We start from the raw sequence: 10,763 nt of genomic DNA, 5'->3' as shown, positions 1-10,763 counted from the left end.
TCAGTGCAATTGATGCCACCCGCCAACTGGCTTCTCAAATAGTGCGCCTGTTGAAAGGATTGGCTTCCGGGATTGTGCTGGTTTCGGGCCTAGTTTGGACCGCACCAGCTGTCGCGGCTGACGTTTCGCAACTTCCGCCCGGTTTGCAGGCGAAGGTTGATCTGGCGGCACAGGCCTGTGCGGAGTTCAACAACGGTCAGTTTGATATAGCCTGGGGCGCGGTTGAAAGGGTCGATCTCGACGGAGATCTACAACGCGACTGGGTTCTGAATGAGTCTGGTTTCGCGTGTTCAAGCGCCGCATCTCTTAATTGCGGAACTGGCGGGTGCATGTCGCACTTCCTGATAGAAGAGGAGGTTCATTCCTTGCTCAATCAAGGCTAAGCATCTGAGCGTTATAGTTGGCACAATTTGGATTCAATTTTTCTGGGCGAAATTGCTCGTGGGGTCACGATCCATTTTGGTTGGAAGTCGACCCACATGCAAAATTTGTCTTTTGTTATGAACTTATCCGCACTCGCCTTTAGAATTTGGAGTTCGCTCAACTTCCATTTCAATTTCGGCAATCAACTGACTGAGCGTTAAGCCCAAGGCTTCGCTCAACAGATTTAAAGACTGCAAGGTCGGCTGGTGCTTGCAGCTTTCCAGTAGCGAGACATATCTCATGCTCCTGTTTGCGCGATGCGCAAGCTCCTCTTGAGACAATTTTGATGCCTGACGATGCCGTCGTAAGACTTTGGCAAACGCGATGAGTAGGGGGTCGGTATTTGTTTGAGCCATCTTTGACAAATCAAGTATGGCGAGCCGCCATTCTATGAAGTAAACTATGAATGCGAAGGCTGAATTGACTCCGTCAACGTAACCTGTCCCGGGGCAGACGCCTTATGCACTTCACTGGGCGCATGGAGAGGAACTATATGACCAAAGTAAATCTTTCACAGACACAGATAGCCGAGTTGGTCGAACAGGTTAAACGGCAAGTTTTGGAGAGCATTACTGAAAAAAAGTCCACGACTCATTGCGCCGGCGAGGAACACAAAACCCAGGAAGTAGCACGTCGACCCGCTGGAAGGCCTAGATCGAAATACACTGGGCAGTTGAACCTTAAAGTACTGAAAGAGGATGAAATCTGGTTCAATGAACTCGCACATGAAATTGAGGTGCAGAAGGGCAAGCTTTTTAGTCTTCTTAGGCAGAGTTTCGAAACTAATAGGTAAATCAGTTTGCAAACACTTGCTGATTGTACATTCCCGACGCAGAATCTCTCCCTTACAAAGATCTGGTGAGCTGGAGACTCAGGCGGCCTGTCTTTTCTTGGGTGCGAGATTTTTCCAGGAATCAAGTAGTGTGCTTCAAGCGAAGAAGTTCCTAGGAAAGTGAACTAGACTAAAGAAAAGTGAGGTGGAATCGAAGAGCCTTTCTTCAAGCAATTGAAATAATTTTTTAAAATGGTTTACGCCCGTTGTTTTGGGTACAGGGGGTCGTAGGTTCGAATCCTGCCGCCCCGACCACTTCTTCCTCTTATGTTGGTGAACCACCCATCTTCTGGAACAGCGCGCCCAACGCTTGATCCAGTGCTTTGCTCTCTACGGGAACCTTGACGGCCGGGCCCTGTTTTTGCGGCACATTAAAGTACAATTCGGCGTCCACGCGATACCCGGTAGTGTTCTTGGTCGACGTCATGCGCATGACGCTTTTGGGCAGGTCTTGCGGGTAGCCATCATAATTGAGAATCAGAAACGCGGTGGTGTCCGGGGGAAGAAACTCCTGGCACTCAAAAACCCGATTCCCCACTTTCTCGAACTTTTCTCCTGGCCCAGCGCATTGAGTCTCAAAGGTGTCAAACAGCCGTTCGGGATATGTTTCAAACTGCGCGCTACGGGTCGGAGGGGGCATATCTTGTGGTGCGCAGGCCACGATAAGGGCCATTGCGGGCAGAAATCGAAACGCGGTCATCCCCTTTGACACTCTCGACTTTCTATTCTGCACGTTATGCCTCCTGTCTGACCGCGCGACCGGTGGTGTTGTGATTCTCATTCAGCCTATCCACCTTACAACGGGATTATCAAATGCCGATAACTCTGCTGAAAAAAACAGTTAATTCTGCTGCGCAATTTTCAAGTGCAGTGCTTTATCCCGTGGATGAACCTGTGGAGGAATCGGAATCCACCACCCGCGGACCCTTTGGAACCGTTTGGTCAACAGAAAAGATTTCAAAAATGAATGAAAATGGCGTTGACGATCTATGGCCGAATACGCCAAGTTGTATGGGCCGAAAGACATGCCACTAAATCTGGTAGCATAACCAGGGTAAGGCATAGGGCGAGGGTCGGAAAGCACATCTATTAAACGTGCAACCGTATAAGCGGTTTCGCGCTGTTAAAGACAGCGACCGGTCATTTGCGCCCAATTTTCAGGCATGGCGTGCGGATCGCTGAAATGCATCTGACGCGAACGGACAAGTTGATTGAATCTAGGGCTGCGGACATGAAGATTGACAGGAAATTCACCAAATCGGGGCAAGATGCATACGCAGAACTGGATTTTGTCTCTGCGACATCTGAGATACGGAACCCGGACGGCACCATTGTTTTCCGACTGGATGAAATCGAGATCCCCGCAAAGTGGAGCCAGGTCGCCAGTGATGTCATCGCTCAGAAGTACTTTCGTAAGGCTGGCGTTCCGTCGGCTCTGAAAAAGGTCAAGGAAAAGGACGTTCCCGAATTTCTGTGGCGCTCAGTTCCTACAGAAGGTGCTGAATTCGGTGGCGAAACTTCGTCCAAGCAGGTGTTCGACCGCTTGGCGGGCGCTTGGGCGTATTGGGGTTGGAAGGGCGGCTATTTCTCGACCGAGGAGGATGCGCGCGCTTACTTTGACGAGATGCGTTATATGCTGGCGACTCAGCGCGCCGCGCCGAACAGCCCGCAGTGGTTCAACACAGGTCTGCACTGGGCCTACGGAATCGATGGCCCCGCGCAGGGTCACCACTATGTCGATTACAAGACCGGCAAGCTGACCAAATCGAAATCCGCATACGAGCATCCGCAGCCGCACGCGTGCTTCATCCAGTCCGTCGATGATGATTTGGTGAACGAAGGCGGCATCATGGATCTTTGGGTGCGCGAGGCGCGCCTGTTCAAATACGGCTCGGGTACCGGGACCAACTTCAGCCATCTGCGTGCAGAAGGCGAGGCGCTGTCGGGTGGCGGCAAATCCTCGGGCCTCATGGGCTTTCTCAAGATCGGCGACCGCGCCGCTGGCGCGATCAAATCAGGCGGAACAACCCGTCGAGCAGCAAAGATGGTAATCGTCGATGCTGATCACCCTGACATCGAAAAATTCATCGAATGGAAGGTGATCGAAGAGCAGAAGGTGGCCTCGATCGTTGCCGGATCGAAGATGCACGAGAAGATGCTGAACGGCATTTTCGAGGCCATCCGCAGCTGGGACGGCGCTCAGGACGACGCGTATGATCCCAACAAGAATGACAGCCTGAAGAAAGCGGTTCGCGAAGCCAAAAAGGTTGCGATCCCAGAAACTTACATCAAGCGCGTTCTGGATTACGCCAAGCAGGGCCATGACAGTATTGAGTTCCCAACCTATGATACGGATTGGGATTCGGAAGCCTATAGCTCGGTGTCGGGCCAAAACTCGAACAACTCGATCCGTGTGACCAACGCATTCCTGACCGCCGTCGAGAAAGACGCGGATTGGGAATTGATCAACCGCACCGATGGCAAAGTCTCGAAGACCGTCAAGGCGCGGGATCTGTGGGAAAAGGTTGGCCACGCCGCATGGGCTTGCGCCGATCCCGGCATTCAGTTCCATGACACAGTTAACGAATGGCATACATGCCCGGCGGACGGAGAGATTCGCGGCTCGAACCCTTGCTCGGAATACATGTTCCTCGATGACACGGCTTGTAACCTGGCGTCGATGAACCTGCTGACCTTCCTCAAGGATGGTGAATTCCAGGCGGCGGACTATATGCACGCTTCGCGTCTGTGGACACTGACGCTGGAAATCTCGGTGACTATGGCGCAGTTCCCGTCGAAGGAAATCGCGCAATTGTCCTATGACTTCCGTACCTTGGGTCTGGGATATGCCAATATCGGCGGCCTGCTGATGAATATGGGCTACAGTTACGACTCGGATGAGGGGCGCTCGATCTGTGGCGCGCTGACCGCGATCATGACCGGTGTCGCCTATGCGACCTCGGCCGAGATTGCAGGCGAGCTTGGACCTTTCAAGGGGTATGAGCGCAACGCTGAACACATGCTGCGCGTCATCCGCAACCACCGTCGTGCATCGCAAGGCGTGACCGATGGTTATGAAAAACTGGCCGTAAAGCCGGTGCCACTGGACCATGGTAACTGCCCGGACAAGCGTCTGATCGATCTGGCCATGTCCGCTTGGGATGAGGCGCTGAGCCTCGGTGAGAAGAACGGCTACCGGAACGCGCAGGCCACCGTGATTGCGCCCACCGGCACCATCGGTCTGGTGATGGATTGCGACACCACTGGGATCGAGCCTGACTTTGCGCTGGTAAAGTTTAAGAAGCTGGCCGGTGGCGGTTACTTCAAGATCATCAACCGTTCGGTGCCTTCCGCTCTGGAAAAGCTGGGCTATTCCTCGTCGCAGATCGAAGAAATCGTCGGTTATGCGGTTGGTCACGGCACTATCGGCAACGCGCCGGGGATTAACCACACCTCGCTGACCGGTCACGGTTTTGGCCCAAATGAGCTGGCCAAGGTGGACGCCGCGCTGGAAAGCGCCTTTGATATCCGGTTCGTGTTCAATCAGTGGACACTGGGCGAGGATTTCTGCACCGGAGTTCTGGGCATCCCGGCGACCAAGCTGAATGACCCGACTTTCGACCTGCTGCGCCATCTGGGCTTTACCAAGGCGGATATCGACGCGGCGAACGATCATGTCTGCGGAACCATGACGCTGGAAGGCGCGCCGCATCTGAAGGAAGAACACTATTCGATCTTTGACTGCGCCAACCCGTGCGGCAAGAAAGGCAAGCGTTTCCTTGGGGTTGATAGCCACATCACCATGATGGCGGCGGCGCAGAGCTTTATCTCGGGTGCGATCTCGAAGACGATCAACATGCCAAATGACGCGACCATCGAGGACTGCCAGAAGGCATACGAACTGTCATGGTCGCTGGGTGTGAAGGCGAACGCGCTGTATCGTGATGGTTCGAAACTGTCGCAGCCTCTGGCGGCGGCGCTCGTCGAGGATGACGATGAAGCCGCTGAAGTGCTTGAAAGCGGATCGGCGCAGGAGAAAGCCGTCGTTCTGGCCGAAAAAGTGATCGAGAAGGTTGTGGTCAAGGAAATCATCCGCAGCCACCGCGAGAAACTGCCACATCGCCGCAAGGGCTATACCCAGAAAGCGATCGTGGGCGGCCACAAGGTCTATCTGCGAACCGGTGAGTTCGAAGACGGCAAGTTGGGCGAGATCTTCATCGATATGCACAAGGAAGGCGCTGGCTTCCGGGCGATGATGAACAACTTTGCCATCGCTGTCTCGGTTGGCTTGCAATATGGCGTACCGCTGGAAGAGTTCGTCGATGCGTTTACCTTCACCAAGTTCGAACCGGCGGGGATGGTACAGGGCAACGACTCGATCAAGAATGCGACCTCGATCCTGGATTACATCTTCCGCGAACTGGCCGTGTCTTATCTGGACCGAACCGATCTGGCCCACGTGAAGCCCGAAGGTGCAACCTTCGATGATCTGGGCCGGGGCGAGGAAGAGGGTGTCTCAAACGTCTCTGAAATCAGTGAAAGTGCAGCGACTAAGTCGCTGGAAGTGCTGAAACAAATCAGCTCAACCGGGTATCTGCGCAAGCGTCTGCCGCAGGATCTTGTCGTCTTTAACGGCGGTCAGGCCGAGGTGAACGGCATGGCGGAAACCGCCGCATCGTTCGAGGCTCCGGTCGCGGAAACAGCGGTTGCCACAGGCATGGATGCTCGCACCAAAGCCAAGATGCAGGGCTACGAAGGAGACCCGTGCGGCGAATGTGGAAACTATACGCTGGTGCGCAACGGCACCTGCATGAAATGCAACACCTGCGGCGGGACCAGCGGGTGTAGCTAAGGCAAACGCCCCGCCACGCGGGGTGTAGGGACCTGAATTTCCCCTCGGATATTCGGTCCCGACGAATACGGGGCAAGGCATAGCCTGAGACTTACCACTAGGCGTCTTGCTCCACTCGGTCGACATGCCCGTGTCGGCCGGGAACAGGGTGGGGCGGAATATTTGCTCTTTCCCACTCTTTCACGGGGCGGGTGCGCTCGTCCCATGCGCAGTCCAGGCCGCAGGCAAAAAAACACCGGGCGGTCAACGAAATGAGCCTGGAAGGCGAAACTGACAGGGGGCTTCGGCCCCCTTTCTTTTTTCAACCGTGAATGGGAAATTAGGCAGGGTTCTGCCAGATTGTGCATTCCTCATCGGGCAAGACCCGCCGAGACGTGATGGGGGAATTTTGCCCAGCGGCTCGCCGCAGACGCGACTCGGAAAAACACGCAAAGATTGGCGCGAAAGTGGCTTAGTCCCGCAATGCGGGTGACAGCAGCCCGGCGTGCGGTGTTTGTAGGGCTTGTCCGGACGCAAACATGCAAAAAACTCAATCAGGAGGCATCACAATGAAACCACAAACTCTGGCCGCTATTTCCGCCCTTGCCTTTGGACTGCCGACGCTGGCCGTCGCACAATCCTCGGCAGATACAAATGGAGACGGCGTTTTGACCATCGAAGAAGTGCAGGCGGTTCTGCCTGAAGTGGACACGGATGGTTTCTCGGCAATGGATGCCAACGGCGACGGCGCGCTGGATGAGGCCGAGATTGCCGTGGCACAGGAAGCAGGATTGCTGCCGCCAACCGACGGCTAACACATTAAAGAAAGCGGCCAGAGGATTTCTGGCCGCTTTTCAATATCTTATTGGGAGAGGTGAATATTGAATCTGGTCCGAAGTTCAGCATCCAGAAGTGGATCAAAGCGCGCCGGTGACGGCATCGACAAGATCTCTTCCTTCCGCTTGATCGCCTTTTCGATCAGATCGGGTTTGCCAAGCTCGGCCCATTCCTTGGGTGAGGTGCGGTCGCCGAAAACGGGATAGACATAGTCCGCCTGCATCCGGCTGAGCGTGGCATCGGTGCCCAGATAGTGACCCGGCCCGCCAATGCAGACCTCGGCGATTTGGTCCAAGGCCAAGGTTTCGTCAGTCACTTCGATCCCACGCACACAGCGCTGTGCCTGACCGATCAGGTCGTCACTGAGGATCAGGCTCTCATGGCAAAAGCCCAGCAACGAGGCATGCATGCCCGCCGCTTCGTATACCATGTTCAAACCTGACAGGCCCGCCATGACGTTGGAACACATCTGCTCCCACCCGGCCTGCATATCGGGCAGCTTCGAGTCCGATGCTCCAGCCGCAGCACCACCCGGCAGGTCATAAAACCGATGCATTTGCGCGCAGCCGGCCGTCAGCAGGGCCTGTTCGCCCGAACCGATGGACATCGCACCTGTGCGCAGGTCCAAACCAAATGGCCAGGTGCCAAAAACTGCCGGTGCGCCGGGGCTTACGGCATTTACGTAAACCAGTCCGGCCAGACATTCCGCAGTGGCCTGCGTGATTGCTCCGGCGATGGTTGAAGGCGCGGTCGCGCCTGCCATGCCGGCAGACAACAGCAGAACCGGCATCCCGGCCTTGATGCACTCTTCCATCACTTCGCAACTTTCGGTCGCGAATTTCATCGGGGGCACGACAAAACAGTTCGAATTCGACACGAAGGGCCGCTCACGAAACTTGTCCTCGCCGCCGGCGATCATGTGGAGCATTTCCACCGCAGGGGCAACGTGGCTGGGTTCGGTAAAGGACGTACCGATATGTTTGAAGCTGCCTGAACAGGCGGCGTAGATTGTGTTCAGGTCCATTTCCAGATTGTCCGAGATGTCGCGGCAAACCATGGGGCGCTGAACAAAATGGATGTTTTCTAGCTGTTCGCAAATGCGCGCAGCATCGTGCAGGTCCTGAACGGTCGAGTCGCGGTATTCCCGCCCGTGTACATCCACCATGCTGACGGCAGCACCGGCGGTGCCGTAGTGAACCTTAGTGCCCGACAACTCTAGGTCGGTCTTTCCATCGCGGCTGTACAGGGTAACCGAGCGGTTGGCCTTGGCAATCGTGTCTTCCACCAACGCGCGCGGGAACCGGATGCGGCCATCGTCACCCAGGATGCACCCGGCGCCGACCAGGTAGTCGATGCCGCTTGGCGGGGCATCCGCCAGACCAATGGTTTCCAATGCGGTCAAGGCGGCTTCGTGTATGCGCTCGATTTGGGCTTGGGTCAGCACATTGAGAGTGCCGCCTTCCATACCTGCACGGACAGGGCGCAAATGTTCGGGCAGGGCAGTTGCGCGGGCAGCACGACGCGCGGCGCGACCGCCGGTGCGGGATGAGGTGCGGGTTTGATCGTTCATGGTTCGGATTCCGATGGGTAATTGGCTGTCAGAAGGGTTGATCTAAGCCTCTGACGGCCGCCCACGTGCCGCACGACCACGATCCGCACCAATGGTGCGGCTGACCAGTCGAATCTTCCAAACGTCGTTTTGCATGCAGGTCCTCACCTATTGACCTGAAGTTTCCCGATGTACCTGATCACAATCTGTTCTGTTTGCGACCTGAGCGCCTAAAAGCGAAGTATTCATGAAGATGTCACACTCTTCTTTTGTCTGCTCAAGTTTTTTTCTTTGGCACCTGAAAATCTGTTATAGTTCCTTCACTTATTTAAGAGTGGTTCGTGATCTCAATTGAAATTTAATGATCATGTACCAAGTTTTTGAGTTAACATGACTTAACCGAACGTCTCTGCGGCGAAAGGTTTTTAGGAGAGATTAATGAAAGCCCTTAAGGCCCTCAGTCTCACAACATTGGTGTCCCTCGCGACCCCGGTATTGGCTGAGGATTGGACCGGGGCTTATGCAGGTTTTAGCTTTGGATATGCAGATGCCGAAGGCCCGAATGGCTCCAGCGGCGATGATCTGACCTTCGCGCCACATATTGGCTATGACCGCGACTTCGGGAATTTTGTTTTGGGCGGCGAGCTTGAATACAATAGCCTGTCTTTGGACTTGGGGCAGGGCGAGGGTTCCCTGGACAGCATGACCCGCCTGAAGCTGCGCGGCGGCTATGATTTTGGCCCGGCTTTGGGCTATGTTGTGATCGGTGCGTCGCGGGTCGATAGCTCAGTCGATAACGATACCGCTGCTGTGTATGGAATTGGCGTGGCCTATCCCATCGGCGACCGCTTTGTCATCAGCGGCGAAGCGTTGCGGCAGGAGTTCGACGATGTCACCCGATCAGATGGCGCCCTGGATTCGAATGTCTTTAACCTGCGAACCTCATTCCGGTTCTGACACCCGTTAACTGGCCGCGGCGTGACGACCGGCTATTTCCGTTGCAAATTCGCAAATACTTGACAAAGCGGACCCGAACCGTTCGTCATCAATGGTCATGGCCACACGGATATGGCCGGCGGCGGCGGACCCAAAACTCTCACCCGGCATCACGGCAATGGCGTGCGTATCCAGCAGCGCGTTGGCGAATGCTTCTCCGCTGAGACCCGTGGCGCGGATATCCAGCATCAGGTACATGGCCCCCTGCGCTGGAACCAACCCGACAGTGTTCTGAGTGCTCAGAATACCCACGGCGAGTGCGCGCCGCCTGCGGAACGGCGCAGCGATTTGATCTTCCAGCACGTTACCTGCGTTCAGGGCGAAACTAGCAGCGTCCTGAATAAACCCGGGAACCCCATAGGTCGTATGCGTAGCGAGGTTGATCAGATGCGCGATTACATCCTCTGGCCCAACAATCCATCCACAACGCGAACCCGTCATGGCGTGCGACTTGGACATCGACCCAACCACCAGCGTACGTTCGGTCATACCCGGCAGAGTGCGCGGCGAAATATGTGAGCCTTCCCAAACCTGTGTGTCATAAACCTCATCCGAAATCAGCCAAAGATCCCGCTTGCGACAGACCTTGGCGATCCCTTCAAGCGTTTGACGGGAATAGACGACCCCGGTGGGGTTGTTTGGTGTGTTGATCAGCAGGGACACAGCGCCATCCGCGACCGCGTCAATCTGCTCGGCACGCGGTTGAAATGCGTCTTCGGCGGTTGTCTGAATCGCCCGCGCTTCCGCTCCGACACCGCGGATCGTACCGGGATAGGTGGCATAATATGGATCCAGATACAGACCAACATCGCCTGGATCGCAGACCGCAACATGGGCAGCGAACAAGGCGGATTGCCCACCAGGCGTGATCAAAACATTGTTTCTGGTCGTGGGAACTCCGGTACGCGCCTGCAGCCGGGCGGCCACGGTATCGCGCAGCAAATCCGTGCCTGGCACCATCGCGTATCCGGTGTGGCCTTGCCGCGCCGAATGGTCCATGGCTTCCAGAATCGATGGGTCGGTTCGGATGTCATGTTCACCAATGGTCAGTTCGACTACAGCATAGCCGTCGCTGACCATTCGACGGGCACGATAGAACACGTCCCAACCGTCACTGCCGCCGCCGGTCAGATGAGTAATACGCTGCGACAATTTCATGACCCGCCTCCGTCTGGTGTTCTGCGCCGAAAGGGCCAGAGCCGTTGCAGAATGTCAATCGGCGAAACAGATGGTTGGAACTCAAGGCTTGGCGAAAGGCGGTCGCCGTGATACTGGGACAATATGAACCCGATGAC

At 55.6% G+C, this 10,763-nt stretch carries 10 protein-coding genes; 6 read left to right on the top strand and 4 right to left on the bottom strand.

Annotated elements, in window-relative coordinates; all coding sequences use genetic code 11:
• A partial coding sequence (locus ACR0B0_RS05450) for a hypothetical protein (protein ID WP_480646743.1) occupies nucleotides 1-383 on the top strand: 383 nt, incomplete at its 5' end.
• A 123-nt stretch (nucleotides 384-506) separates the two neighbouring features.
• Here the strand turns inward: ACR0B0_RS05450 and ACR0B0_RS05445 are convergent.
• A complete protein-coding gene (locus tag ACR0B0_RS05445; RefSeq protein WP_480646741.1) occupies nucleotides 507-779 on the bottom strand; it encodes a helix-turn-helix domain-containing protein in 273 nt (90 codons plus the stop codon).
• Nucleotides 780-916: 137 nt separating this feature from the next.
• Here ACR0B0_RS05445 and ACR0B0_RS05440 point away from each other — a divergent pair, with 137 nt between their 5' ends.
• A complete protein-coding gene (locus ACR0B0_RS05440; protein ID WP_480646739.1) occupies nucleotides 917-1,216 on the top strand; it encodes a hypothetical protein in 300 nt (99 codons plus the stop codon).
• A 304-nt stretch (nucleotides 1,217-1,520) separates the two neighbouring features.
• Here ACR0B0_RS05440 and ACR0B0_RS05435 read toward each other — a convergent pair whose 3' ends face one another.
• On the bottom strand, nucleotides 1,521-1,955 hold the full coding sequence (locus tag ACR0B0_RS05435) for a hypothetical protein (RefSeq protein ID WP_480646737.1): 435 nt from the start codon (nucleotides 1,953-1,955) through the stop codon (nucleotides 1,521-1,523).
• Between the two features lie 113 nt (nucleotides 1,956-2,068).
• On the opposite strand from ACR0B0_RS05435, the gene ACR0B0_RS05430 reads away from it, so the two are divergent.
• The 3 genes from ACR0B0_RS05430 to ACR0B0_RS05420 all read left to right on the top strand — a co-directional run bounded on the left by ACR0B0_RS05430 (nucleotide 2,069) and on the right by ACR0B0_RS05420 (nucleotide 6,901).
• Nucleotides 2,069-2,290 (top strand): hypothetical protein, encoded by a 222-nt coding sequence (locus tag ACR0B0_RS05430; RefSeq protein ID WP_480636755.1) that lies wholly within the window; start codon nucleotides 2,069-2,071, stop codon nucleotides 2,288-2,290.
• A gap of 196 nt (nucleotides 2,291-2,486) precedes the next feature.
• The gene (locus ACR0B0_RS05425; protein ID WP_480646735.1) at nucleotides 2,487-6,107 is read left to right on the top strand and encodes a vitamin B12-dependent ribonucleotide reductase; all 3,621 of its coding nucleotides are present in this window, start codon (nucleotides 2,487-2,489) and stop codon (nucleotides 6,105-6,107) included.
• 548 nt (nucleotides 6,108-6,655) lie between these two features.
• Nucleotides 6,656-6,901 (top strand): EF-hand domain-containing protein, encoded by a 246-nt coding sequence (locus tag ACR0B0_RS05420; RefSeq protein ID WP_170348814.1) that lies wholly within the window; start codon nucleotides 6,656-6,658, stop codon nucleotides 6,899-6,901.
• A 47-nt stretch (nucleotides 6,902-6,948) separates the two neighbouring features.
• Here ACR0B0_RS05420 and ACR0B0_RS05415 read toward each other — a convergent pair whose 3' ends face one another.
• The gene (locus ACR0B0_RS05415) at nucleotides 6,949-8,493 is read right to left on the bottom strand and encodes a trimethylamine methyltransferase family protein (protein WP_480646733.1); all 1,545 of its coding nucleotides are present in this window, start codon (nucleotides 8,491-8,493) and stop codon (nucleotides 6,949-6,951) included.
• A 417-nt stretch (nucleotides 8,494-8,910) separates the two neighbouring features.
• Between ACR0B0_RS05415 and ACR0B0_RS05410 the strand changes: the two genes are divergently transcribed.
• Nucleotides 8,911-9,429 (top strand): outer membrane protein, encoded by a 519-nt coding sequence (locus tag ACR0B0_RS05410; RefSeq protein WP_170348812.1) that lies wholly within the window; start codon nucleotides 8,911-8,913, stop codon nucleotides 9,427-9,429.
• A 6-nt stretch (nucleotides 9,430-9,435) separates the two neighbouring features.
• On the opposite strand, the gene ACR0B0_RS05405 is transcribed toward ACR0B0_RS05410, so the two are convergent.
• Nucleotides 9,436-10,626: a pyridoxal phosphate-dependent aminotransferase gene (locus tag ACR0B0_RS05405; protein ID WP_480646731.1), complete on the bottom strand. Its 1,191-nt coding sequence runs from the start codon at nucleotides 10,624-10,626 to the stop codon at nucleotides 9,436-9,438.
• Nucleotides 10,627-10,763 lie beyond the last annotated feature (137 nt).

The sequence above is a fragment of the Ruegeria sp. BA12 genome, from assembly GCF_056539625.1.
The sequence above is the reverse complement of the archived record's forward strand: the minus strand, read 5'-3'. Positions and strand labels throughout refer to the sequence as shown.

Excerpts from the sequence above, each read along its gene's own strand:
- ACR0B0_RS05445 (WP_480646741.1), bottom strand. The coding sequence starts at position 779 with ATGGCTCAAACAAATACCGACCCCCTACTCATCGCGTTTGCCAAAGTC.
- ACR0B0_RS05440 (WP_480646739.1), top strand. The coding sequence starts at position 917 with ATGACCAAAGTAAATCTTTCACAGACACAGATAGCCGAGTTGGTCGAA.
- ACR0B0_RS05435 (WP_480646737.1), bottom strand. The coding sequence starts at position 1,955 with ATGACCGCGTTTCGATTTCTGCCCGCAATGGCCCTTATCGTGGCCTGC.
- ACR0B0_RS05430 (WP_480636755.1), top strand. The coding sequence starts at position 2,069 with ATGCCGATAACTCTGCTGAAAAAAACAGTTAATTCTGCTGCGCAATTT.
- ACR0B0_RS05425 (WP_480646735.1), top strand. The coding sequence starts at position 2,487 with ATGAAGATTGACAGGAAATTCACCAAATCGGGGCAAGATGCATACGCA.
- ACR0B0_RS05420 (WP_170348814.1), top strand. The coding sequence starts at position 6,656 with ATGAAACCACAAACTCTGGCCGCTATTTCCGCCCTTGCCTTTGGACTG.
- ACR0B0_RS05415 (WP_480646733.1), bottom strand. The coding sequence starts at position 8,493 with ATGAACGATCAAACCCGCACCTCATCCCGCACCGGCGGTCGCGCCGCG.
- ACR0B0_RS05410 (WP_170348812.1), top strand. The coding sequence starts at position 8,911 with ATGAAAGCCCTTAAGGCCCTCAGTCTCACAACATTGGTGTCCCTCGCG.
- ACR0B0_RS05405 (WP_480646731.1), bottom strand. The coding sequence starts at position 10,626 with ATGAAATTGTCGCAGCGTATTACTCATCTGACCGGCGGCGGCAGTGAC.